This is a genomic window from Paenibacillus sp. GCM10012306 (assembly GCF_042649265.1).
In the GTDB taxonomy this organism is placed as follows: Bacteria; Bacillota; Bacilli; order Paenibacillales; family Paenibacillaceae; genus Paenibacillus_AQ.
Map to the genome: position 1 here is coordinate 325,910 of NZ_JBHRYW010000001.1, position 25,226 is coordinate 351,135.

The 25,226-nt window shown below is 49.3% G+C and carries 18 protein-coding genes and 1 pseudogene; 16 read left to right on the forward strand and 3 right to left on the reverse strand.

What is annotated here, in order from left to right:
• Positions 1 to 8: 8 nt before the first annotated feature.
• Together recJ and ACFORK_RS01430 are read left to right on the forward strand one after the other, a co-directional pair.
• Positions 9 to 2,411, forward strand: coding sequence for a single-stranded-DNA-specific exonuclease RecJ (recJ, locus tag ACFORK_RS01425; RefSeq protein WP_379194870.1), 2,403 nt, complete (start codon positions 9 to 11; stop codon positions 2,409 to 2,411).
• A 244-nt stretch (positions 2,412 to 2,655) separates the two neighbouring features.
• Complete coding sequence (locus ACFORK_RS01430) at positions 2,656 to 3,174, forward strand: adenine phosphoribosyltransferase (protein ID WP_379194872.1); 519 nt, start codon at positions 2,656 to 2,658, stop codon at positions 3,172 to 3,174.
• Between the two features lie 96 nt (positions 3,175 to 3,270).
• Here the strand turns inward: ACFORK_RS01430 and uraA are convergent, their stop codons facing one another.
• On the reverse strand, positions 3,271 to 4,575 hold the full coding sequence (uraA, locus tag ACFORK_RS01435; protein ID WP_379194874.1) for a uracil permease: 1,305 nt from the start codon (positions 4,573 to 4,575) through the stop codon (positions 3,271 to 3,273).
• Between the two features lie 363 nt (positions 4,576 to 4,938).
• Between uraA and ACFORK_RS01440 the strand changes: the two genes are divergently transcribed.
• From ACFORK_RS01440 to ACFORK_RS01505, 14 genes are all read left to right on the forward strand, one after another.
• Positions 4,939 to 7,119, forward strand: coding sequence for a RelA/SpoT family protein (locus tag ACFORK_RS01440; RefSeq protein ID WP_379194876.1), 2,181 nt, complete (start codon positions 4,939 to 4,941; stop codon positions 7,117 to 7,119).
• 21 nt (positions 7,120 to 7,140) lie between these two features.
• Positions 7,141 to 7,584, forward strand: coding sequence for a D-aminoacyl-tRNA deacylase (gene dtd / locus ACFORK_RS01445; protein ID WP_379194878.1), 444 nt, complete (start codon positions 7,141 to 7,143; stop codon positions 7,582 to 7,584).
• A gap of 173 nt (positions 7,585 to 7,757) precedes the next feature.
• The gene (locus tag ACFORK_RS01450) at positions 7,758 to 7,913 is read left to right on the forward strand and encodes a hypothetical protein (protein WP_379194880.1); all 156 of its coding nucleotides are present in this window, start codon (positions 7,758 to 7,760) and stop codon (positions 7,911 to 7,913) included.
• Between the two features lie 200 nt (positions 7,914 to 8,113).
• A complete protein-coding gene (locus tag ACFORK_RS01455; RefSeq protein WP_379194882.1) occupies positions 8,114 to 8,548 on the forward strand; it encodes a hypothetical protein in 435 nt (144 codons plus the stop codon).
• Between the two features lie 837 nt (positions 8,549 to 9,385).
• Positions 9,386 to 10,639 (forward strand): histidine--tRNA ligase, encoded by a 1,254-nt coding sequence (gene hisS, locus ACFORK_RS01460; protein WP_379194884.1) that lies wholly within the window; start codon positions 9,386 to 9,388, stop codon positions 10,637 to 10,639.
• A 58-nt stretch (positions 10,640 to 10,697) separates the two neighbouring features.
• Positions 10,698 to 12,482 carry an aspartate--tRNA ligase gene (aspS, locus tag ACFORK_RS01465; RefSeq protein ID WP_379194886.1) on the forward strand — a complete coding sequence of 595 codons (1,785 nt, stop codon included), beginning with the start codon at positions 10,698 to 10,700 and terminating at the stop codon, positions 12,480 to 12,482.
• Between the two features lie 66 nt (positions 12,483 to 12,548).
• Complete coding sequence (locus tag ACFORK_RS01470) at positions 12,549 to 13,304, forward strand: tRNA threonylcarbamoyladenosine dehydratase (RefSeq protein WP_379194888.1); 756 nt, start codon at positions 12,549 to 12,551, stop codon at positions 13,302 to 13,304.
• 199 nt (positions 13,305 to 13,503) lie between these two features.
• Entirely contained in the window at positions 13,504 to 14,802 is a 1,299-nt protein-coding gene (locus tag ACFORK_RS01475) for an NCS2 family permease (protein WP_379194890.1), read from the forward strand.
• Positions 14,803 to 14,936: 134 nt separating this feature from the next.
• Positions 14,937 to 17,354, forward strand: coding sequence for a HelD family protein (locus ACFORK_RS01480; RefSeq protein ID WP_379194892.1), 2,418 nt, complete (start codon positions 14,937 to 14,939; stop codon positions 17,352 to 17,354).
• A 1,234-nt stretch (positions 17,355 to 18,588) separates the two neighbouring features.
• Positions 18,589 to 20,151: a tetratricopeptide repeat protein gene (locus ACFORK_RS01485; protein WP_379194894.1), complete on the forward strand. Its 1,563-nt coding sequence runs from the start codon at positions 18,589 to 18,591 to the stop codon at positions 20,149 to 20,151.
• A 769-nt stretch (positions 20,152 to 20,920) separates the two neighbouring features.
• Positions 20,921 to 21,202, forward strand: a complete 282-nt coding sequence (locus ACFORK_RS01490; protein WP_379194896.1) for a CD3324 family protein — start codon at positions 20,921 to 20,923, stop codon at positions 21,200 to 21,202.
• A 142-nt stretch (positions 21,203 to 21,344) separates the two neighbouring features.
• Complete coding sequence (locus ACFORK_RS01495; RefSeq protein ID WP_379194898.1) at positions 21,345 to 22,649, forward strand: replication-associated recombination protein A; 1,305 nt, start codon at positions 21,345 to 21,347, stop codon at positions 22,647 to 22,649.
• 112 nt (positions 22,650 to 22,761) lie between these two features.
• Positions 22,762 to 23,289 (forward strand): GNAT family N-acetyltransferase, encoded by a 528-nt coding sequence (locus ACFORK_RS01500; protein WP_379194900.1) that lies wholly within the window; start codon positions 22,762 to 22,764, stop codon positions 23,287 to 23,289.
• A 28-nt stretch (positions 23,290 to 23,317) separates the two neighbouring features.
• Entirely contained in the window at positions 23,318 to 23,890 is a 573-nt protein-coding gene (locus tag ACFORK_RS01505; RefSeq protein ID WP_379194902.1) for a GNAT family N-acetyltransferase, read from the forward strand.
• Between the two features lie 67 nt (positions 23,891 to 23,957).
• On the opposite strand, the pseudogene ACFORK_RS01510 reads toward ACFORK_RS01505, so the two are convergent.
• A pseudogene (locus ACFORK_RS01510) lies at positions 23,958 to 24,107 on the reverse strand (AraC family transcriptional regulator); the annotation flags it as partial.
• 93 nt (positions 24,108 to 24,200) lie between these two features.
• Complete coding sequence (locus ACFORK_RS01515; RefSeq protein WP_379194904.1) at positions 24,201 to 25,031, reverse strand: class I SAM-dependent methyltransferase; 831 nt, start codon at positions 25,029 to 25,031, stop codon at positions 24,201 to 24,203.
• Positions 25,032 to 25,226 lie beyond the last annotated feature (195 nt).

Sequence of the window (25,226 nt, forward strand, 5' to 3'; positions counted from 1 at the left end):
AGTTATCAGTGCTTCATTCTAAAACAAGATGGCATTCTCCGGCAGCCGATCCCGATGCAGTACGGGAACTGGCCCGGAGCCTTTCTATTTCTCCGCTTTTGTCATCACTGCTCGTTACCAGAGGCAAAACAACGCCTGAAGAGGCGCTGGTATTCATGGATGGCGGCGGACAGGAGCAGCATGACCCTTTTTTGCTAAGGGGGATGGCTGAAGCAGTTCCGAGAATTAGAAAGGCATTGGAAGAAAAAGAACATATTCTGGTCTACGGTGATTATGATGCCGATGGCGTGTCCAGCACAGCGCTAATGATTCATCTGCTGCGTTATCTGGGTGCTTCCTATGACATTTATATCCCGCACCGTTCAAACGAAGGCTATGGTTTACATAATCATGCCCTGGATTGGGCGCTGCAGCAGGGAGTTACCCTGATTATTACCGTAGATACCGGCATCAGTGCTTATCACCAGATTGCTTATGCCAAGGAACTGGGCATTGATGTTATCGTGACGGACCATCATGAACCGCCGACGCTTCTGCCAGAGGCCTATGCGCTGATTAATCCGAAACTGCCGGATTGTCCCTATCCTTTCAAAGGCTTGGCTGGTGTAGGTGTTGCTCTTAAGCTGGCACAGGCGCTGTTGGGTGGAGATACACCGGAGGCGTGGACCGAAATCGCTGCCATAGGTACTGTGGCCGATCTTATGCCTTTGCTAGGGGAGAATCGGGAGATTGTTCGCAGGGGTATTCTCTCTATGCGCAATTCCCGTTTCCCTGGCATTCGGGCATTGCTTGAGGTTAGTGGGGTCGCGATGAATACGGTAAGCGCGGTTAATATTGCTTTTGGCATGGCACCGCGTATTAACGCTAGCGGCCGGCTTGATCACGCTGGCCGGGCTGTCTCTCTGTTGACCACAGAGCATGCAGAAGAAGCGCGTGAGCTGGCGGATGAGTTGGACTTGCTGAACAAGGAGCGCCAGCTGGTTGTAGAGAGAATCGTGATTGAAGCTACACTCAAACTGGAGGAAAGAATCGAAGTTGAAGGGCTTCCGGATGTTATTGTTTTGGCATCTGAGGGCTGGAATGTAGGTGTGGTAGGTATTGTCGCCTCCAAGTTGCTTGAACGCTACTTCCGGCCGGTAATCATCTTGGACATTCATCCCGAAACGGGAATGTGTAAGGGTTCGGCTCGTTCGATTCCGGGCTTTGATATCTATGCAGCCCTATCTTCCTGTGCTAGCTTAATGGATCATTTCGGCGGTCATCCTTCGGCAGCTGGCATGAGCCTTCATCGCGATGGCCTTGGTGCCTTTGCTGATGCACTGAATGAATATGCTTCAGGTGTGCTCACACCAGAGCATTTTGTGCCGGTGACATCAGCGGATGGCGAAGCAACGATTGCCGATCTGTCGCTTCAAGCGGCGGATGAGTTGGAACGGTTAGCGCCCTTCGGCATGAGCAACCCGCTGCCGAAGTTTATTCTACGCGGTGCTGTCGTCAAAGAGACGCGCACCATGGGCGCCGAAGGCAAGCATCTCAAAATTGTTTTCCAGCAGGGCAAGCATATTATTGAGGCGGTTGCTTTTGGTAAAGGTGCACTCGGGGCACTGCTTCCCGGTGGTACTAAAGTGGATGTGTTAGCCGAATTGTCTGTGAATGAGTGGAACGGCTCTCGCAAACCGCAACTGATGCTACAAGATCTGGAGGTTCACGAGACTCAACTGTTCGATCTCCGCGGAGCCACAGATGTGACTCGGCAAGCGCGTGAGATCAGCGAACGTCTGACGCCCTATGCGGGAACGGCTCCGTATCGGGCTGTAGCCGTGTCCCGCAAGGAGCGGTCTTTCTTGCCGGATGAGCTGAAAGGGCTGGCCCTTTGGGTATACAATGAGGATGGTGGAATCTCTGCACTTGACGATGAGCAGAATAAGCTGGAAGAGGCGCGTGTTTTTGTGCTCTGTCTGCTGGATCTGCCGGAGTCACCGGAACAGTTGGACGCGGTACTTCAAGCTTTTCCACTCATCGATAATGTGGCATTGCTCCACTCGATCCGAGAGGGACGTGAACGTTTGCTGGTTCCAACCCGCGATCATTTTAAGGCCTTATATAAGCTGATTGCTTCCATCGCTGCTGCGGCAACCCCAGAGCATGAGGTGCTGCTGCGTCTGAGTCGTCAGACTCCGTTAAGCGTACGTATGTTGAGTATGATGCTGGATGTGTTCGAGGAGCTTGATTTTATCGAACGCCATCAAGGGCTAATTACTTTTGTCACACAGCCTGCCGCCAAGAGTCTAACAACTTCGCAGCATTTTATCCGGTTGGGACAGGTAGCAGAGATGGAACAATATTTCATGGACGGCAGTTTGTCAGAGGTGCAGGACTTTATGCAATCCCGCCGGCAAGGTGTGTCCTGAGATTATAGAAGGTAGACCAATGCAGTATATGCTCACAAAAAGCGTATGCTTCCGAAGCTAGTTTTGTCGAAGTAAATCAATGCAGCTTATGCTACACAAAACTAAGCGTATGCTTCCGAGGTAATTTTGTTCGAAGTATTGCACCGAAGTATAAGCTCACAAAAAGCCTATGCTTTCGAAGCGATTTTGTTCGACGTTAAATCAATGCAGGCTATGCTCACAAAATTTTTAGGAGATGATAATCTTGAACTTCAAAGAAATTATTCGCGTGATTCCGGATTTCCCACAACCGGGAATCAGCTTTAAGGATATTACAACACTGCTTAACAACGGTGAGGCTTACCGCCAGGCGATCGATGAACTGAAAGCCCTGGTTGCCCACCTGAAAATTGATATCATCGCCGGACCTGAAGCTCGTGGCTTCGTTGTGGGTGCACCACTGGCGTATGCGCTTGGCGTAGGCTTTGTGCCAATCCGCAAGAGCGGCAAACTTCCTTACGAGACTATTGAGGTTGGATATGACCTGGAATACGGTAAGGATAAGCTGGCTATACACACGGATGCCATCAAGCCAGGACAAAATGTTCTGATCGCTGATGACCTGCTGGCAACCGGCGGTACGATTGCTACTTCGGTTAACCTGATCGAACAACTTGGAGGTAAAGTCGTTGGGGCCGCGTTCCTGATCGAGCTAGTTGAACTGGCCGGACGCAACAAGCTGACTGATATCGAAGTTATCTCCTTGCTGAACTACGAGGACTAAGAGATAAACGAAATAGCGTTTCCCGGGAAATAAAAAGCGGACTGCTGTCGATAGATGACAGCAGTCCGCTTTTTTAAAATGATTTTACCCGAGTGATTAGTGAGCAGATTTTTCATTTTCTTTCTCATTACTCAATCCCAGCACTTCAATGAGTTTGAACAACAAGGAGAGAACCATACCGACGATGGTTGCCAGCGCCATTCCCTTCAGTTGAACACCACCGATAGTAAGGGTTGTACCACTGATACCTACGACAAGAACGAGCGTTGCCAGAATCATGTTGGTTGCTTTGGAGAAATCAACCTTTTGCTCTACGAAGATACGTAGACCCGATGCTGCAATAACACCGAACAGCAACAGGGATACGCCACCCATTACTGGAAGCGGGATATTGGCAATAACAGATGAGAAGGTACCGGAGAACGAGAGCAGAATTGCAATGATGGCGGCACCACCAATTACAAATACGCTGTAGACTTTGGTCAAAGCCATAACCCCGATATTTTCACCATAGGTAGTATTAGGAGTGGAACCGACAAAACCGGAGATAATGGTAGATATCCCGTTCCCGAACAGTGAGCGATCGAGCCCAGGGTCCTTGGCAAGGTCTTTGCCGACAATATTGCTTGTAACCAGCAAGTGTCCGATATGCTCAACAATAACGACGAGGGACACAGGGATAATGGTTAGAATAACGTCCCAGTCAAAAGAAGGTGTAGTAATGGTTGGTCTGGCAAAGAAATGAGCGTTGCTAATAGCTGCTGTATCTACCTTGCCCATCCAATATGCCAAACCGTAACCTGTCACGATCCCGATCAGAATATGAATGATTTTTGGGAAACCGCGGAAGAGAACGGCTCCAATCACAGTAACGCCGAGGGTTACCATGGAGAGAGTAATAGCACTGGTGTCTGGTGTCCAATCCGTTGCGCCTTCAGGACCGATCAGTCCTGCCATACGCGCCGCTACCGGAACGAGTTCAAGTCCAATGGTGGCCACGATCGCACCCATGACAGCTGGAGGGAAGACTACGTCAATCCAGCCGGTTCCGGCAAAACGGATAATCAGCGCGACAAGGATGAAGATCACGCCGGTGACGATAAATGCGCCAAGTGCAAGCGAATATCCACGTTGATGATCATCCTGGTGTTGTCCCAGCACGGCCAGAACAGGTGAAATAAAAGCGAAGCTGGAGCCAAGATAAGCAGGGATTTTACCGCGGCAGATTAAAATGTACAAGAGTGTGCCGATACCGTTCATCAGCAGAATCATACCGGGGTCTACCCCGAACAGGTTGGGCACCAGCACTGTGCTGCCGAACATGGCGAACAAATGCTGAAGACTCAGAAGGAAGCCCGGCCCCCAGGGAAGTCTTTCGTTAACTTGAATTTCGCGTTGCAATGGTGGTCACTCCTCTTTCTTTTCATAATATAAAGTCACTCCGTGGCAAACTGCCTTTACTAGATTAAATAGAACTTGACATTTTTACAACAACAATTTTACAAGTGACATCAATTTGTCTATTATGTGTGACTTCCACTGACACTAATACCACGAGATGGCAAGTGTTGACGTAATCCCTCGCAAGCGTCATAATTATAGACAACTTTCAACTGTAAGCGGAAGTTCACAGAAAGCGGAATACCAACCTTAGAAACCTGCAGACGACGCATATTTTTGCAGGTTTGTTTATTTTATTGACTACATCATCGAGAGACTCCTGGCAGGAGTTTTTCTTATAGAAAGGAAACGGATACGACGAGAATGGGCATTGAGCGATTAATTGACAAAGCTGGCGCATATATAAAAGAAAAAGATCTGCTCCGCATCACGGAAGCATATGAATTTGCCGATCAGGCCCATCATGGGCAGGTCCGCAAATCGGGGGAGCCGTATATCCTGCATCCGCTTGCCGTCGCAGATATTGTCGTCAATATGCAAATGGATGTAATCTCCATTATTGCTGCACTTCTGCATGATGTTGTGGAAGATACGACAGTGTCCCTCGAACAGATCCGCGCGAAATTTGGCGACACCTGCGCCATGCTTGTTGATGGTCTGACCAAGCTGGAACGCATCCGCTTCCGCTCCAAGGAAGAGCAGCAGAACGAGAATTACCGCAAGATGTTCATTGCAATGGCGCAGGATATCAGGGTCATTGTCATCAAGCTGGCGGACCGTCTGCACAATATGCGGACACTGAAATACCAGTCGGAAGAAAGCCAGCGCAGGATTTCTTACGAGACACTGGAGATCTTCTGTCCCATTGCGGATAGATTGGGTATTTCGGCAATCAAATGGGAGATGGAGGATATTGCCCTCCGGTATTTGAACCCTCAGCAATATTACCGTATTGCCAATTTGATGCATAAGAAGCGGGCGGAGCGCGAGCAGTTTATCGAGAGCGTCATCGGCCGCATTCAGGCCAAGCTGGATGAGATGGGCATTGAAGGCGACCTGTCCGGGCGTCCGAAGCATATCTACAGCGTGTATAATAAAATGAGCACGAAGAACAAGCAGTTCAACGAGATCTATGATCTGCTGGCCATTCGTATCATTGTCGATAATATCAAAGACTGTTATGCCACACTGGGCATTATTCATACCCTTTGGAAGCCGATGCCTGGCCGTTTCAAGGATTATATTGCTATGCCCAAAGCGAATATGTACCAGTCGCTTCACACCACCGTGGTTGGACCAGGAGGGGAACCTACAGAGGTTCAAATCCGCACCTGGGAGATGCACCGTACCGCAGAATTCGGGATCGCGGCGCACTGGGCGTACAAGGAAGGCACCGGCAACAACGTCAATCCTGAGAACCGAATGCCATTCTTTCGGGAGATTCTTGAGCTTCAACATGAGGCCAAGGATGCGGAAGAGTTCGTCGAATCACTGAAAATGGACTTTTTCTCAGACCTCGTCTTCGTGTTTACTCCAAAAGGCGAGGTTATTGAACTGCCTGCCGGCTCAGTACCACTTGATTTTGCCTTCCGCATTCATACGGAGGTCGGTAACCGAACCATCGGTGCCAAGGTAAACGGAAGAATTGTACCGCTTGACCATAAGCTGAAGACCGGGGACATCGTGGAGATTCTGACCTCCAAGCATTCGTATGGACCGAGTCGTGACTGGCTGAAGATTGCTCAGTCCTCCCATGCCCGGAGCAAGATCAAGCAGTGGTTCAAGAAGGAAAAACGTGAAGAGAATGTCGAGAAGGGCCGCGAAGCGATTGAACGTGAGCTTAAGCGCCTGAACGTTGAAGTCTCCGAATGGATCTCCGATGACAAGCTGCTAGAGGCAGCGAAGAAATTCGCCTTTAATGATATTGAAGATATGCTCTCTGCCGTAGGCTTCGGCGGCATTACGGCCGCACAGATCGCTTCCAAGCTGACCGAGAAGCTGCGGAAGGAGCAGGAAGATGCTGCTAATCATCTGGAGCTGACCTCCGAGATGAAGGCGATCAAATCCTCCGGCGAGAAACGAAATCAACCGACGAACGGTGTGCGCGTCAAAGGTATTGATAACCTGCTAGTGCGTTTTGCCCGATGTTGTAATCCCGTGCCAGGGGATGACATTGTGGGGTATGTGACCCGCGGTCGTGGGGTATCTGTTCACCGCCAGGACTGTTCCAATATTCCGGGAGATGGTGAGGGCGAAGAAGCGGCACGGGTAATCGAGGTAGAGTGGGAAGGCACCGTAGAGGCCAACTATAGCGTTGATATTGAGATTACAGGCCATGATCGTAACGGGCTACTCAATGAAGTGCTGCAGGCAGTCGCGGAGAGTAAGACCAACATTTCGGCCGTGACCGGACGATCCGACAAGAACAAGATGGCCATGGTTCATATGACAGTTCTGATCCGCAATACCGAGCATTTGCAATCGGTAGTGGATCGGGTCAAGCGTGTCAAGGATGTCTATACGGTCCATCGGATCATGCAATAAGGCAAGGAGCTGAAAGCTGTAATGAGAGTAGTAGTACAGCGCTGTAAGGAAGCTAAGGTAACTGTTAATGGCGAGGTGACCGGTGAGATTGGCGAAGGTTTGATGCTACTGGTCGGTGTAACCCATGAGGATACAGAGAAGGATGCGACGTATCTGGTCGAGAAGGTGGCGGGACTGCGGATTTTTGAGGATGAAGCTGGGAAAATGAATTTCAGCGTCACCGACACCGGCGGCGCCATCCTGTCTGTATCGCAGTTTACGTTATACGGGGACTGCCGCAAAGGCAGACGCCCCAACTTCATGGCCGCTGCCGGGCCGACTGAGGCTGAGCAGCTATATGATTATTTTAACCGTGAGCTGGTTGCTCGTGGTCTGCAAGTTGAAACCGGGGTGTTCGGAGCGATGATGGATGTGTCGCTCGTCAACTGGGGGCCTGTTACGTTAATTCTCGATAGCAGGGGCTAAATCAAGCGTGACAATCTTAATTTTATTTGAGATCAGCAAGACATCGACGGATGCCGCATCATTGTTCCTTTAGGAGCGATGAGCGGCATCTTTTTTTGTACGGATAGGGTATTGTTCGCATGGTTAGACTAGGAGCGGATGGACATTATGGCAAGATGCAAGGAGCTACGGCAATGAGACAATCCCAAAAGGCTTGGGTATGGAGAAGCATCCCGGCACTGGCGACAGGAAGCCCTGCAGAAGCTGGTGCAATGGTAAAAGGAGCGGAGGTTCCTGCCGAGATTCAGGTATTGAAGGGAAGAAGCCGCGAGCTGCTGCCGCGTACCTGAGAAGGGCGGCAAGGCGGCTTTTTTCTGTGATGTTATTGGCGCAATAGGGATAACAACAGGGTCAATCTGCAAAAACAGGGTTAGAACATTCGATGAACCGGGTAATAGATGAACGAGAGATCCCCGAAAGTTGATGTATGTAGGCGCGACATTCAAGGATGGAAGACTGGGTTGAACATTTAACCGAGGAGGGAATAACAATGGCTAGAAGAATTCAGGCTTATTTCAAGACAGAAGATGATGCGCTAGGGGCCAAAACAGCGCTTATCGCCTATAACGTGGAAGGGCTGGAGGTGTGGCCGCTCGATGATCGGCCGGGACAAGACCGCCGTTTTCTGCTACCAGTGATTCCACTTGGGAATTCGGCCTTGGCGGCGGGAGGATTCAGCATATCGGGTACCTCCGGGGCTCCGGGTGCCGGAGCTGCGCTGGTGGCTAGCACCGGAATTCCAGAGACTGTGGACGATGCTGAAAGCCGCGGGCTTAGCGGAAACGCCGGGGAGGACAACGAACTTAGTGACGAAGAACTTGGGGAACTCCGCTATATCATGGAGCTGAAGGTAGAAGAAGATAGATATAACGAGGTCATTCAAATTCTGCGCGGCAAGCAAGCTTATGTGGAGCGGTTTGATTAAAGACCGCATTCAAGGATATTAGTAATATAGCGTCGGATGGCCTTTAGGGGTTATCCGGCGTTTTTAAATTGGTCCAGTTGAAAATAGGGGTTCCCCATGGTTGCCGTGATGTCAGGCTAAAGGTATGATATAGAAACACGAAACAGGGATGTCCTTGAAAATGAAGCGCTTACTTTTCTGTAATGTACTCGTAATATTACATACATGATTCCTTAATATAGCGTGATTATAATAAAGACATGACCCCCTTTTTAATAATATATGATGATGGACCCGCAGCAATCGGCTGTGGGTCATTTTTTTTGTATCAGGAACAATTTGACGATTTAGCTCAGTTTCTGCCGAAATACATCTTAGATTTTAATTTCCCTTCTTGACTTTAGCGCAGTGGTTCAGTAGAATCTAACAATAACAGTTACATTATAGTGCTTTGATGACGGGAATAAGTAATTCGACCCCCACAACCCCAGAGAGGAATCCCCTGACGAATCGGTATTGTCCACCAATGACAATGTAACCCGAGAGCGTATGGCTGCTGCAAGGATTCTGTTGATGAGCGAATGAATGACCTCCCCGAGAACGCACGGCGAACATCGGCAGGATTCTACAACTGCTGCAATAGTAGCCGTTTGCGCGTAGGCGGGCGTTAACCGCTTGAAGCGGATATGGTGAGAGCAATCTCCTAATCCGGAATGTGGGTGGTACCACGGGTGAATTATTGGTTATGATAATCCCTCGTCCCTGTTTGCAATAAACAGGGCGAGGGATTTTTTGTTGTGCTGCGCATTAACGCAGAAATTAAGGCTATAAGGGGTATTTTTTCAGGAGGGATAGGCAGTGGCTAAAGAAAGATTCGAGAAACCCACAGGCACGCAGGATGTGCTGCCAGGCGCGGTGGAGAAATGGCAGTTTGTAGAGGCGAAGGCCAGAGAACTGTGCCACCGTTTTAACTACCGGGAGATCCGCACACCTATGTTCGAACATACCGGATTGTTTGAAAGAGGCGTAGGCGAAACTACGGACATCGTAGAAGGCGAGATGTATACGTTCAAGGACAAGGGCGACCGGGATCTGGCGCTTCGTCCAGAAGGGACAGCAGGCGTTGTACGTGCTTATGTGCAGAACAAGCTGTATGGCGAGCCTGATGTCAGCAAGCTGTATTATATCGGGCCGATGTTCCGTTATGAACGTCCACAAGCGGGAAGATATCGTCAGTTCCACCAGTTTGGTGTTGAAGCTTTCGGAGCGGTGGATCCGGCAATTGATGCTGAGGTTATTTCCTTGGGCTACGAGTTCTATAAGGAATTGGGTCTGAAGGATGTGCGGGTGGAGATCAACTCCGTGGGTAACGCCCCAAGCCGTGCAGCTTATCGGGAGGAGCTTCTGAATTTCCTAAGACCGATGAAAGACAACCTCTGTGGTGACTGCCAGCGGCGTATGGAGCGCAATCCACTGCGGGTACTGGACTGCAAGGTAGATCAGGATAAATTCACCGATGCACCATCTATTTTGAATAGCCTGGATGAAGAGTGCACAGTGCATTTTGCCAAGGTTAAGCAGCATCTGGATACGATGGGCGTTGATTACTCCATCAATACGCGTCTTGTGCGCGGACTCGATTACTACACGCATACTGCGTTTGAATATAAAGCAGCCGGCATCGGTTCTATCGATACGGTCGGCGGCGGCGGGCGCTACAATGGGCTCGTGGAACAAATCGGTGGACCGGATCAACCGGGTATCGGTTTCGGGATCGGTCTGGAGCGCATTCTGCTTATTCTGGAACACCAGAAGGTTGAGCTGGAATCTTCCAAACCGCTGGATGTCTATTTCGTAGCGCTGAGTGAGGAAGCTGATCTTGAGATTACGAAGCAGCTGTATCTTCTGCGCAGTAAGGGTTACTCTGCCGAACGCGATTATCTGGGCCGGAAAATGAAAGCACAAATGAAATCGGCAGACCGCATGTCGGCCAGATACACTGCGATCCTGGGCGAAGACGAGTTGAAGGCTGGCGTAATTGCCTTGAAGTCGATGGACACAGGAGAACAGCGTAACGTCAAGCTGGATGAACTGGTTCAGTCCATCGTCTAGCCTAAGGTAACAGTAATAGTACAAGCGATATTTCAACCATGAAAGGATATGATAAATCATGCAAAGAAGTCATCATTGTGGACAATTAACGCAGGACCATATTGGACAAACCGTTACCCTGAACGGCTGGGTACAAACTCGCCGCGACCTTGGGGGCGTACTTTTCATTGATCTTCGTGACCGCAGCGGTATTGTACAGGTTGTTTTCAATCCCGACTATTCGGGCGAAGCGCTGCAAATTGCTGACAAAGTACGCAGCGAATACGTTGTGGCTGTTACAGGTAAAGTGGTTAAGCGCGATGCCGAAACCGTGAATAAGAATCTCCCTACTGGTGAGATTGAAGTGCAAATCACGGATATTGAAGTGTTGAACGCAGCTAAAACTCCTCCGTTCTTCATTGAAGATGGTGTGGAAGTAGACGAATCACTGCGTCTTAAATATCGTTACCTCGACCTGCGTCGTCCTGAAATGCAAAAGACGCTGCTTCTCCGCTCAAAAGCATCCAAAATATTCCGTGACTTCCTGGACAGCGAAGGTTTTATCGATGTAGAAACACCGATTCTAACCAAAAGCTCACCTGAAGGCGCGCGTGACTATCTTGTACCGAGCCGAGTGCATGAAGGGGAATTCTTCGGTCTGCCGCAATCCCCACAAATCTACAAACAGCTGCTGATGGTGGGCGGTATAGAACGCTACTATCAAATTGCCCGTTGCTTCCGCGATGAGGATCTGCGTGCTGACCGTCAGCCGGAATTCACTCAGGTCGACATTGAGACTTCCTTCCTGTCCCAAGATGATTTGCTGGGTATGATGGAGAAGCTATTGCAGCGTCTCTTCAAGGAGACTGTTGGTGCAGATCTCGCTCTTCCTTTCCAACGGTTGACGTATGCTGATGCTATTGGCAAATACGGCTCCGATAAGCCGGATCTGCGCTTTGGGCTGGAACTGATCGAGATGAATGATATCGTAGCGACCAGCGGCGTGAAGGTATTCGCATCCGTTATCGAAAAAGGCGGAGAAGTGAAGTGCCTTAACGCCAAGGGCTGTGGTACTTGGACTCGTAAAGAGATCGATGATCTTGGACCGTATGCCGCTCGTTACGGCGCGAAAGGGTTAGCATGGATTCAAGTGAAGGATGGCGAATTTAAGGGGCCAATCGTTAAGTTCTTCTCCGAAGAAGAAATTGCTGCAGTTAAAGAACGTACTGGCGCTGAGGAAGGCGACTTGCTGCTCTTCTCCGCAGACAACAAAAAAGTGGTTGCAGATGTTCTTGGCGCGTTGCGTCTCAAAATCGGACGTCAGCTCGGCCTGATCGACGACAACGTCTTCAAATTCGCTTGGGTAACAGACTTCCCGCTGCTCGGCTATGATGAAGATCAAAAACGTTATGTTGCTGAACACCATCCGTTCACACGTCCACGTGAAGAGGATCTGCACCTGTTCGAAACTGATCCGGGTGCCATTCGTGCCCAGGCTTACGACATCGTGCTGAACGGCTACGAAGTCGGTGGTGGCTCGATGCGGATCTACAAACGTGAAGTGCAAGAGCAAATGTTCAAAGCGCTTGGCTTCTCAGAGGAAGTGGCTTACGATAAATTCGGTTACCTGCTCGACGCGTTTGAATACGGCACACCTCCACACGGTGGAATTGCCTTTGGTCTTGACCGTCTTGTGATGCTGCTTGCTGGACGCACTAACCTGCGTGAAACGATCGCATTCCCGAAAACAGCAAGTGCAACCGATCTGCTAATGGATGCTCCATCTCCAGTAGAAGGCTCGCAATTGGAAGATCTGCACATCAAGCTGGCTCTGAAACCGAAAAAGGAAAAGGACAAAGAATAATCATACTATTCATTCACTGCGAAGCGCATTTTGCGCTTCGTAGTGCTAGTTAAGGAGGCTTAAAATATGTTGCACCAGTTCTCGCGTACAGAACTTGCCATCGGGCCGGAAGGCCTGGATATTATGAAAAACAGCACAGTAGCAGTGCTAGGTATCGGTGGTGTCGGCGGTATAGCGGCAGAGGCGCTGGCCCGTAGTGGGGTTGGGCGGATTATCCTGATTGATAAGGACGTTGTGGACATCACTAATGTCAACCGTCAAATTCATGCGCTCACCACCACTGTAGGACAGAAGAAAGCCGAACTGATGGTAGACCGCATCAAGCTGATCAATCCGGATTGTGATGCCATTGCGCTGAACATGTTCTATACGGAAGAAACGTATGAAGAATTGTTTAAATATAAGCTGGATTATGTGATTGATGCTTCGGATACGATCATCTACAAAGTCCATCTGATTAAAGAATGCCTGGCACGGGGAATTCCGATGATTTCAAGTATGGGCGCAGCCAACAAAATGGACCCTACCCGGTTCCAGGTTGCCGACATCTCGAAGACCACTTATGACCCTATTGCCCGGATTATCCGTCAGAAGCTGCGTAAAGAGGGCATCAAAAAGGGTGTTAAGGTGGTATTCTCTACGGAGACTCCGGTGGTGCCGCGTCAGGATGTTACGGATAAAATCGTTCCCGAGAACGCGCCGGACAGACGCAAAGCGAAGCAGCCGCCTGCCAGCAACGCGTTCGTGCCGCCTGTAGCTGGTCTTATTATGGTTAGCGTAACTGTGAAGGATCTGTTGGAGGCCGGAGGCATCAGCTTCTGATTGCATCGCTTACCAAGCAGTTGTGTATAGGCCGTAAGAATTTTAAGAATTAAGGGTACACTAATTATTAACAAAGTAAACGTACAAAAGGGCGTACAGCCGGTTTCTGGCTGCTGACGCCCTTTTGTCAGGGCTTGGGGACTTTTTTTGCAAAGTATAGGGCTGGGCCTGACTTGACATTAGCGGAGGTTTTTAGAAAATGAAATACAGTTTTTGGCGAAATAGCGTAGGTTTACTTCCTGAACATGACTGGAAACGGGAATGGGCGGCCGGTATTCTCTCCTATTTCGCTTCAGTATATATTGTAATGGTCAATGCGGCCATACTGCATGATGCAGGTATGCCGCTGCGGGCGGGAATGGTAGCTACCCTGCTGACCGCCATTACGGGCTGTCTATTGATGGCCTTTGCCGGCAAGACGCCGATCATCGTGGTGCCGGGGATGGGGATCAACGCCTTTTTCACGTATACCCTTGTGCATTCTATGAAGCTGGATTGGCGGGAAGCGCTGGCTGTTGTTGTCGTAACCGGCGTATTGTTTGCGATCGTGGCCTTCACTTCGCTTTATCGCATCTTGAGCGAAGCGATTCCTCACAATCTACAGCATGCCATCACAGTCGGCATCGGTCTGTTCCTGACTTTTATCGGCCTGCAGAAGAGTGGGATCGTTATTGCGCATCAGACGACCTTTGTGGCTATCGGCCATTTCAGTGACCCGGCAGTAATCACGTCCTGTATCACTCTGCTGCTCGCACTGGTGCTGTTTATCCGGGGTACGAGTGGCGGTCTGCTGATTAGCATGGCGGTAGGCACCGGGCTTGCTTATCTGCTAGGGGCAACCAAAGGACCCGAGAATGTAGAATCCGGACATGTTTTCAGTGGATACAGTAGTGTATTCTTCGGCATGCAATGGACTGGCCTGCTCAGTCTGGTATTCTGGATTGCGATCTTCCTATTGCTGCTGATTGTTGTCTTTGAAAATATCGGTCTGATCGCTTCCCAGACTCAACTGGCGAACCGTCCAGAGCGTTTTAAAAGCAGTCTGCGCGCGCTTTCCATCGCCAACATTGCAGCAGGCATCTTCGGCAGTAGTCCGGTGGTAGCAGCCGCCGAATCTAATGCCGGTATTGCAGCAGGTGGCCGCTCCGGTCTGACTTCGCTAGTCACAGGTATCCTGTTTGGTGCAACCTTCCTGTTCATTCCACTGCTGGCTTATGTGCCGGATAGCGCGATTGCTCCGATCCTGATGGTCATTGGGGGATTGATGGTGCAGAGTGTACGTGAGATGGACTTTAGCGACATGACAGAGCTGTTCCCGGCGTTCCTGGTCATGGTTATGATTCCGTTCACCTACAGCATCGTCGACGGGATGGCGTTTGGCTTCATTACCTACCCAATCCTTAAGCTGTCGATGGGCAAAGGGAAGGATGTCCCACCGGCGCTGTACGCCATAGCGGCCCTATTTATAGCGAATTTTATCCTGCACGCACTGTTATAATCACTCAATCCGCTTGTCCAGCTTGAAACATATGGATTTCGGGCCTTGGTTATGCTACAATGAGAATCCTTTTTGTAAGTGGAAGAGGAATAAGGCAACCATGGCTCGATAATACTTTTAGGAGGTAACTGAAATTGGAAGACAATCTTCAAAGTGCCTATCAAGAGGAAGAAGACAGGCTGGACAAAACACTTGTAGAAATTGATGCTATGCTGGAGAGGCTCCGCAATACGCCGGTTTATACCGGGCATGACTACACGGAGCAAGCCCTAGAGGCTGTCAGAGAGCAGAAACGCAGGGATTTGGCCAAGCTAAGGCAGGAGCCTTATTTCGGACGGCTTGATTTTCAAGGTACAGATGAGAACGATCGAAAGGCACTTTACATTGGCAAAATCGGTGCAGACCGAGAACAGGTAAGTGACCGTCCGCTAGTCATCGACTGGCGCGCACCGGTAGCAAGCCTGTTCTATTCGTTTACCGGCGGGACGGAGCCTGCTTCCTATGAAGCACCGGACGGATTGGTAGAAGGGCTGGTCTACCTCAAGCGCAACGTGGTGATCCGCAAGCAGATTCTAGAACGGGTAGCGGATACCTTTAACAGGGAGAGCGATGGTCCGGCGGTGTCGGACGAATTCCTCGTCTATCGCCTTGGCGAGAACAAGGATAACCGGCTGCGGGACATCGTGTCTACGATCCAAGAAGAGCAGGACAAGATCATCCGGGCTGCGAAGAACACCGCGCTTATTATTCAGGGGGTAGCGGGTAGTGGGAAGACCACGGTAGCCCTGCACCGTCTGGCCTTCTTGCTCTATCAATACAAGGATCAGGTCTCGGCGGAGAAAATGATTATTTTCGCCCCGAACCGTATGTTCCTGGACTACATCTCCGATGTGCTTCCAGAGCTTGGTGTGGGCAACATTGCGCAGAACACATTCCCGGATTGGGCAGCGGAGGTGCTGGGGCTGGAGCTGCCGCAGCAGGATGCGACGCAGACGATGAACCGCTGGTTCGAGACTTCCGGCAGCATGCCGGAAATTACGGAAGAGACGCCGGGCCGCTTCAAGGGCTCCACCGCATTGATGGGTCTCATTGAAGACTCCGTCAAACTGCTGGAAGCAGACGCTGTCCCGGAAGGAGATTTCATCCCTTGGGAAGGTGCGGTGCTGCGCCGCTCAATGATTCTGCGCTGGCATAACGAGGAGTATGCGCCGTACCCGCCGGCGAAGCGCAAGGAGCGGGTGATGGCACGGATACACCGCTGGATCGAGATGGAGCTGAAGAAGAGCCCGTCCGCAGCAGCCATGAAAGAACGCAAGAAGAAAGGCGCTCAACGTGAAAAAGCGTACAGCGCCAAATGGTCCAAATACGACCCGCTGGCGATCTATAAGCAGATCTTCCGGGCGGCGAAAACCCCGGAGAGTTGGCCGGTAGAACCACCGGGGATCATTCCGGCTGGTGTGCTGAAGGAAACGGCAAAGGAACTGAAGAAGGGTATTATTCGGGAAGAGGATTTGCCACCTCTGCTGTATATTCATTATCTTCTGAACGGCAATGAAGGCATCAGCCGTTTTGACCATGTCGTGATTGACGAGGCGCAGGACTTCTCGCCATTCCAGATCGCGATTCTGGATCTGTATGTGCGCGGGCACTCCTTCACGATCCTCGGCGATCTGTCGCAGGGCATACATGCCTACAAGGGTGTACATGGTTGGGATGAGATGCAGAAGCTCTTCGATCCTGAGCATACGGCGTACCATGCGCTTACGCGCAGTTATCGCTCGACGATGGAGATCATCGAGTTTGCGAACGGTATCCTGTCTGCGGGCGTGAATAGCCCGCTGCTGGCTGTGCCGGTCTTCCGCAGTGGTAATCCGGTGAGACTCATCGCCTATGGCGAGGGGGGCCGGCCTGAGGCAGGCGGCTCTGGAGTGGGCAGCTCTGAAGGAGAGGGCTCTAGGGCAGAACGCTCTGAAGTGGGCAGCTCTGAGGGAGAGGGCTCAAGGGCAGGTGCCTCTGAAGTGGGCAGCTCTGAGGGAGAGGACTCAAGGGCAGGTGGCTCTGAAGTGGGCAGCTCTGAGGAGGACTCAAGGGCAGGTGGCTCTGAGTCAGACCGCTCGTTGACGGAGAATAAGCACTTGGATCCACGCATGCAGGACCTGAGGGCCGCACTGGCTGCGTTGTCTGGCCGAGAGTATCGTACGGTTGCTGTCCTGACACGTAGTTTGCGGGAAGCCACGGAGCTGTACGAGGCGTTGGCAGAGCATTTTACTGACATCCATCTCATCGACGGTAGCATGACAGCCTACCAAGGCGGGCTATCGATACTCCCGGTTTACCTATCCAAGGGACTCGAGTTCGACGCCGTTATCCTGGCGGATGCGGATCGTAGTCACTATGGGGACGCAGCCTGGGATGCCAAGCTGACGTATGTTGGCTGCACGCGCGCGCTGCATGAGTTGTGGTTGCTGCATGATGGAGAACTTCCGACCTACGTGCAGGCGTCTGAAGGAGAGGTTCTGATCGGCTGGCCGACGGAAACGTCGCTGCATTAAGATATCTGGGGAACTACCGGGGAGATTGCCCCGGTTAGTTCCTTTTTGCATATAAGACGAATGAAAGAAAGTGACAGAAGCAAGATGGAATGAAGGGGAAGGTTTGGAGCTGTAGGAGCGAAGCGCTCGCCTTAAAAGCTTTCGTTAGGAAAATTAGTAGCAAAGCTCTCGGCAAAGCTTTCAGTAGGAAAGCTCTCAACAGGAGAGCTCTAGCAAAGCTCCAGCAAGGCTCTCGGGAAAGCCCGTAGCAAAGCTCGCAGCAGAAAGCTCTAGCAAAGCTCTCGGGAAAGCCCGTAGCAAAGCTCGCAGCAGAAAAGCTCTAGCAAGGCTCTCGGGAAAGCCCAAAGCAAAGCTCTCAGCAGAAAGCTCTAGCGAAGCTCCCAGAAGGAAAGCTCTCAGCAAAGCTCTCGGGAAAGCTCTAGCAAAGTTCTCAGTAGGAAAACTCGCACCCGTGAGCCTAAGCTGTCGCCAGATTTCAGCCGCTGTATGAAGTGAAGTTAAAAATCAAACAGAAGAGCAGGTGTGATTTTGGTGAAGTTAGGGTTTTAGGACACAAAACCAATTGCGCCCACCCGTTCTCCTTCCTCTTAACCGTGAAAAAAGGCCCACTTCCCCAATTAAGAGCATTTTTGCACCTTATATTTATCAAATGGAGATAAAAGAGGGAAATAAGGGCATTTTCGTACCTTATTTTGGATAAAATTAGCTTAAAAGGGATATTATGGGATAATTAAGGTACAAAAATGCCTTTAATTAACACTAGCCCATAAATACAGAGCATTTAAGGTGCAAAAATGCCGTTAATTACAAATCGGGAAGCCTATTTATCCTCTTTTTCTTGGCTTTGTTTGTTATTTTAATGCGTCCTATAGAAACGGCGATACAGAGAAAATCCGGAGGTAACAGTGATCAGAAGTCCAAACCTTCCACCGTAGGAACTACCGAGACATATATTTAGGTTCTAAGTTCAGATTTTAAGTTCGAACTAAAGTTGACGTCCTAAGTTCAGATTTAAAGTTCGACCTAAAGTTCAGATCCTAAGTTCAGATTTTAAGTTCGATCTAAAGTTGAAATCTTAAATTCAGATCCTAAGTACTTTAGTTCAGACCTTAAGCTCGTCTTATCTATAAATAAAACCAAAATCCTGAAAGAACCGGTTGACACACCGGCCGGGATCATCAATCCTTAGAAGTAGATATTAAGTGGAATATGATAGAGAGCAGGTTACACATCAATGACAACCAATGGACAACAGTTCTACCGCTTCAGTGAAGCCCCGATCTGGGAGCTGCAGCGCGCTTATTTTGAAGAAAAAGGTATGAAAGCTTGGGAAGACGACGAAGTGCCACAGTATATTACGAGCAATCCTATGATTGCGGAAGCCTACGCGGAGATGATCTTCGGATTTCTTCAGGATCGGGCCGCACAAGGACATGTATCGGAGCCGGTTACCATTCTGGAGCTTGGAGCGGGCGCTGGCCGGTTAGCCTTCCATATCGTTCGGCAATTACGCGAAATTAGGGAGTATGCAGGGCTTACTTTACCTCCCGTTCGTTATGTTATGAGTGATTTGGCCGCCAAAAACGTCTCCTCCTGGCAGCGGCATCCTGGCCTGCTGTCGTTGGTAGATGAGGGGCTGCTGGATTTTGCCCGTTTTGATGCCGTCCATGATACAGAGCTGCATCTGACACAAAGCAAAGTGGTCATCCGTCCTGGGGATTTGGAGCAGCCACTCCTGGTAATCGCCAACTACTTTTTTTGCAGTATCCCGCAAGAGTTGCTTTATGTGGATGAAGGGAAAATTTTCGAGTGCGAGGTGGCACTGAAATTTCCCGAGGAAGTGGAAGGGCTTAGCCAATCGGAGCTGCTCAAAAAAGTGGTTCCCGAATTCCAATACCGCCGTGCAGCCGGCTATGAAGAGGATACGCACCCTTATCAGGGGATTATAAAAATATATCAGGACAAGCTGGAAGACTCGCATATTCTGTTCCCTGCGGCTGGGCTGACGTGTATGGAGCGTCTGAATGCTTTATCCCGGGCAGGGTTTCTTCTAATCACAGCAGATAAAGGCGACCATAGGCTAGAGAACTGGGAGTTCGCACCGCCCCCTGAGCTAATTCACCACGGTTGCTTCTCTCTAACAGCGAACTATCATGCGATCCAGCATGCTTTTGAGCAAAAAGGGGCCGTGTCCCTGTTCACACAGCATCACTATAAAGATATCAATGTCGGCTGCATTTTCATGCTTCAGGAGCCGAATAGTTACGTACAGACACGGCTAGCCTATCGGCGGTCCATTGGGCGCTTCGGGCCGGATGATTTTTACTGCTTGAAGGGATCCGTGGATCAGCACCTGGGTGAAATGGAACTTCGTCAACTCTTGGCCTTCTGGCGCCTTGGCGGCTATGATGCCGAGTTATTTATCCACAGCGCTGAGCACATCTCGGCCCAGCTTCAGGACTGTGGTGACGAGGAGCTGCTCGATTTGCAAAGAGGAATTCAGATCATGTGGGCCAATCATTATGCGATGGAAGCTAGTTATGATCTTGCCTTGGACTGCGGACTGCTGCTGTTCGAGATGGATCAATTCGCGGAAGCACGGGAGTTCTTGGAACTCTCTGTGCAAGCCAATCTGGATGAGCCTGTCGTGCCTGTCCTGTATAGTCTCGCCATCTGCAACTATGAGCTTGGGGATGATGCGGCTACCTTGGATTATACGACCAGAGCGCTGGAGCTAGAGCCGGAATACGAAGAAGCCTTGGAGCTATTGAACGCTTTGAAACAGGGAGTAGAATGATCCTATAGTGGAACGCGGCTGCGCTGAATTGAAGGAACCAGAAAGTAATGTATAGGTTAGCTGAATGCACGGAATAAGGCGATTAAATACCCTGAAGCGAGGTAACTGATTTCGTTGGAGTCAGGTAACTGAATCGCTGAAACTAGGTAACTAAATTCGTTGGAGTCAGGCAACTGAATACACTGAAGCTAGGTAACTGAATTCGTTGGAGTCAGGCAACTGAATACGCTGAAGCTAGACACCTCATTCGCTGTAACCTGAACGCCTCCATGCGGCGGTATCTTTGGTGGAGAATGTTTTAAACTGTTTTTGAACTTGTAACTCCACTGGGGCTATGGCTTAATAATAAGTGTCCGGCCGGGCAAGATTACTTCTGGAAGGAGGCTGATTAACGATGATTTCAGTATATGAGGTGGTCTCCGTCTAACGACGGAGATCGCAATACAAGGGGAGGCCGCAAGGCCTCCTTATTTAAAAGAACTGGGCCCTACTTTTGTTAAACTGCGCCGCTCGAGGTTTAGACTGCTAAGGCATAATGTGAGCGCTGTGTCTTCATGTGCCGAGCACTTGCTTTTGTCCGATTTACAAACATATAAAACGATTACAAAAATTTTCTATCCGAATATAGACGCCTAACGGTTGGTTTAATATAATGAAATTACGGTATTTACCAAATTTGAGAATAAGAAAGGAGAGCGTGACATGATTATCTTTAACAAGAAGTTGGCGGGAACTCAAGGAACACACCTACTGAAGGAGGATACGAAACGTGAGTTATGTAAATGGGAGGGATGTTCTTCCCCCTAGGCTTCTAGAGGAGCTTCAGGGATACATCCAGGGAGAACTGTTATACATCCCCAAGAAGTCGGAACAGCGTGTCAGATGGGGCGAGAACAGTGGTTCAAGGCAGGAGATTGCGAACCGTAACGAAGAGATTTTTTGTTCTCACCGCAGTGGATGCTCTGTATCGGAGCTTCAGCAAAGATATCATCTATCGGAAGAAAGTATCCGTAAAATTATATCAAAAATGCGGCTAGCGTTGAGCCGCTAGGCTGCACTTTGAACAAAGAGCATGGCTCCCGTCCCGTTGACGAGGTCATGCTCTTTATTATGTTTTTCTCTGATATGGTATGATAGGAGAACTAAAATAGTCAGGTTCAACCTATATAGAATATCGCAAGGAAGTGGAGATCATGGATTTATTTTCTTTTGAAGAGAGCAGGGGGGACGGACGGCTGCTGGCTGATCGCATGCGCCCGGAGAATCTGAATGAATATATCGGACAGGAGCATATCATAGGTCGGGGTAAATTGCTGCGCCGGGCTATTGAGGCTGATCAGGTCTCGTCGATTCTGCTCTACGGGCCGCCGGGCTGCGGCAAGACGACGCTGGCTCATATTATTTCCCATCACACGCAGGGCGAGTTCGTGCGCTTGAATGCCGTAGAGGCTTCCGTCAAGGATGTGCGGGAAGTGATCGAGCGAGCGCAGAGCAACAAGTCCCTGTACGGGACGAAGACGATTCTCTTCCTGGACGAGGTGCATCGCTTCAACAGCTCGCGTCAGGATGCCCTGCTGCCCGCGGTGGAGAAGGGCACGATTATCTTTATCGGGGCGACGACTGAGAACCCGTTCCATTATGTGAACGGGGCCTTAATGAGTCGGTCTACGCTGTTCCAGTTGGAGTCGCTGACGAGGGAGCATAGCCTCACGGCGATGAAACGGGCCCTGGACGATAAGGAACGGGGCCTGGGGTTCATGGACCTCCGAGTGGACGAGGAGGCCCTACAGCATATCGCCACGATGGCGAACGGCGACATCCGGCGGGCACTGAATGCGCTGGAGCTGGCTGCGCTCACGACAGCGCCCCAGAGCGACGGCAGCGTGCATATCACGCTGGAGGTCGCGGAGGAGTCGATCCGCCGCCCAATCGTGAAGGCGGATGAATCGACGCAGTACGATGTGTTGTCTGCTTTTCACAAGAGCATTCGCGGCTCCAGTGACGCCGCGCTGTTCTGGTTCCTCTATGCCGTCGAGAAGCTCGGCATGGACCCAATGACCTTCATCCGCCGCCTGATCGCGGCTAGCAGCGAGGATATTGGCCTCGCGAATCCGCAGGCCATGGTGCAAGCTGTTAGCGCTCTGGAGGCGTACCGCAACAATGGCTGGCCGGAAGCGAAGTTGAACATCGCCCAGGCGATTCTGTTTGCGGTGGAGAGTCCGAAATCCAATGCCGTGTATACGGCCATCTCCAAGGCGATGTCCAGCATCGAGGAGCTGAAATCAGCCGAGGTGCCACTGCACCTGCGCGATACGCATTACAAAGGTGCAGCCGCACTAGGTCATGCTGGATATCAGTACCCGCATGATTTTCCGGGCCATTATGTGAAGCAGGAATACTTGCCCAAAGCGATTGCCCGCAGGGTGTTCTATCAAGCCACCGAGCAGGGCAATGAGTCGAAGATTCGCCACAACCAGGCGCTGCGGCGGGAGCGGTAGAACAGTGTAGAGCGTTTCATAACTCTGAGCTGGATAGTTTTCCAACGGTTAGTGCTTCATTTTTAACATTAATCCTTATGTGAATAATACATTGAGCTTTTGGAGGGGAAGTATGGTTACACTCGTTCAAATGAAGCTTGAGGATTCTTATAAAATCCGCGATATAGATCGCTCTGAAACCATAGAACTAACGTACCGATATCGGGATGGGGCTCTTGAAGAATTAAAGACACCCCATGAGTGCCCTAATTGGATGGAAGACCATCATCAGGAGATTATTTCACGATATGAGTATGAGCTTGCCCATGGCGGGGTGGCATTTGGCGCATTCGACGGGAGTAAGTTGGTGGGGTTCGGAGTTCTAGCCCATAAGGTGCGGGGAAGAGAGCATAATCAACTTCAAATCGACCTGATGTATGTTACTCGGGAATATCGAAGACGGGGCATCGGTCGGCAAATTTTCGCCGCATTAAGTAAAGCTGCCATCGAAAAAGGAGCAGAATACCTCTATATCTCCTCCACAGAAACTGAATCTGCGGTGAAGTTCTATTCGAGCTTTGGTTCTTCTATCGCGTCAGAAGTCGATGAGGAGCTTTTCAACAAAGAACCTGATGACATTCATATGCTGAAAAAATTGTGAGTCGAAGTGGGAAAAAAGGAGGAGTAACATGAATTCAGAGTTCGCATTTATTGAGTTCCCCCAGTTAAAAACAGAACGGTTCATACTGCGGAGAGAAGAAGAAAAAGATCGCTATGATATTTTCGAACTTTATTCAAAAGAAGCTGTTGTGAAATATATGCCATGCATACCATTTGCTTCAGTCGAAGATGCGATAAATGAAATGAATTGGTATCAGAAAATTTTTAAGGAACAATCCGGTTTACGATGGATGATTGAAGATAGTGAGTCCAAAAAAGTGATTGGAACATGTGGATTTCTAAACTACGAGAAGATACACAATCGTATTGAAATTGGTTATGACCTAAATCCTGATTTTTGGGGAAAGGGTATTATGACAGAGGTAGTGAAATGTATCATGCATTTTGGTTTTTTGACTATGAATGTCAATAAAATTGAAGCGAAAGTGGAACCAGAGAATGAGGCGTCGATGCGATTGATGTATAGGCTCGGCTTCCACAAAGAGGGTGTCTTAAGGCAACATGAGTTCGAAAAAGGCAAATATGTGGACCTTGTTGTCTTTTCTAGATTGAAGAGCGAATATGAACCTTCAGATCAATAAAACGGCTTAAGCTGCCTTTTCTATTTTGCTAACACTGAGCACTCCACACATGTGGAGTGCTCAGTGTTAGCGTTATATCCGTAATGAATGAGAACATTCTCTGGAAATGATGTGATGAACAACAAGCTTTTCGAGCAACCTCAGACAATTCAATCTCCCCGGTCAAGTTCATCTCGATGTAGTCCATAGCCTGATTCATCCTAGTAAGCCAATCCATTCGTCCACCTCCTTTCGATATGAAGTATAAAATAACGGTAGATTCGGATCGCAACTATTTGTGATCAATTAAGTTTGCCCTTTAGGAATAGTTTTACTCGGGCATAGGTTTTCTTCCACAAGCCATAAAAAATAACATCATTGCATGAGCGTCTGGGGAACTATCAAAATTTTTATAGGATTTATTTAGCTCATCATACTCATACTCCGTAATAACCCCACTCTGATAGAATCCAGAAAAACGGTTTATATCAAATTGTCGTTTGAATCCCTCGATACTTTGTAAATCACTATGTTGAACGATTGCTTCTAAATCAACATCTGTAAAGCCTGAATCAGATAATATCCGTGGCAAGCTTCTTCCAATATTTCTGTTGCCGCCCATTGAAGCTTGCATCCTCGACAGTTTTTTTAATATTGATTGCAATACGTCTAGTTCAGGTTGGATAGCGCCAAATACTCCATCATCGATATCAATAATTATGAGCGTTCCACCCGGTTTGAGTACGCGTCTAATTTCTTTTGCTGCTTGCAACGGGTTATGTAGATGAAGGAATAAGAGACGTGCAATAGCAAAGTCATAATAATCATTAGGTAAATCAGTATTGTAGACGGATGCTTTAGTGAATTTAAGTCTTGATTCGGGTATGTGATTTAAGCGTTGCTTAGCCTCTTTAAGTAAAATATCGTCGATATCCAATGCTGTAATTTCACTGCCCGGCAAGTTATCAAGTAATTTTTCCGTAACGAATCCCGGACCACTGCCAACTTCCAATACCTTCATTCCATCCTCTAGTCCAAACCATTTCAGTGTGCGATATTCTTTTTCCCAGCCCATTAATGCTTGTTCTTTTAAGCGTAGTAACTCTGCTTCAGCACCAATACTAACATTCTGAAAGTTATATGTTGAATTACGTGCTTCCAAGATTATTGCCTCCAGTCAGATTATAAGTTTCATAGGATATAATAACGCTAACATTAAAAGGGATAAAAGCGAAAAATATTAAAGTTGATTTCCTATTTTTTACTTGAAGAAGAAACTTTCCGTATCAAATTTCGACAGAGTCAGTCAAAATTTTATTAAACAAAGGTCAATTGTAATTGTATTCCAGTCATTTAT

Excerpts from the sequence above, each read along its gene's own strand:
- ACFORK_RS01440 (WP_379194876.1), top strand. The coding sequence starts at position 4,939 with ATGGGCATTGAGCGATTAATTGACAAAGCTGGCGCATATATAAAAGAA.
- dtd (WP_379194878.1), top strand. The coding sequence starts at position 7,141 with ATGAGAGTAGTAGTACAGCGCTGTAAGGAAGCTAAGGTAACTGTTAAT.
- ACFORK_RS01450 (WP_379194880.1), top strand. The coding sequence starts at position 7,758 with ATGAGACAATCCCAAAAGGCTTGGGTATGGAGAAGCATCCCGGCACTG.
- ACFORK_RS01455 (WP_379194882.1), top strand. The coding sequence starts at position 8,114 with ATGGCTAGAAGAATTCAGGCTTATTTCAAGACAGAAGATGATGCGCTA.
- aspS (WP_379194886.1), top strand. The coding sequence starts at position 10,698 with ATGCAAAGAAGTCATCATTGTGGACAATTAACGCAGGACCATATTGGA.
- ACFORK_RS01470 (WP_379194888.1), top strand. The coding sequence starts at position 12,549 with ATGTTGCACCAGTTCTCGCGTACAGAACTTGCCATCGGGCCGGAAGGC.
- ACFORK_RS01475 (WP_379194890.1), top strand. The coding sequence starts at position 13,504 with ATGAAATACAGTTTTTGGCGAAATAGCGTAGGTTTACTTCCTGAACAT.
- ACFORK_RS01485 (WP_379194894.1), top strand. The coding sequence starts at position 18,589 with ATGACAACCAATGGACAACAGTTCTACCGCTTCAGTGAAGCCCCGATC.
- ACFORK_RS01495 (WP_379194898.1), top strand. The coding sequence starts at position 21,345 with ATGGATTTATTTTCTTTTGAAGAGAGCAGGGGGGACGGACGGCTGCTG.
- ACFORK_RS01500 (WP_379194900.1), top strand. The coding sequence starts at position 22,762 with ATGGTTACACTCGTTCAAATGAAGCTTGAGGATTCTTATAAAATCCGC.
- ACFORK_RS01505 (WP_379194902.1), top strand. The coding sequence starts at position 23,318 with ATGAATTCAGAGTTCGCATTTATTGAGTTCCCCCAGTTAAAAACAGAA.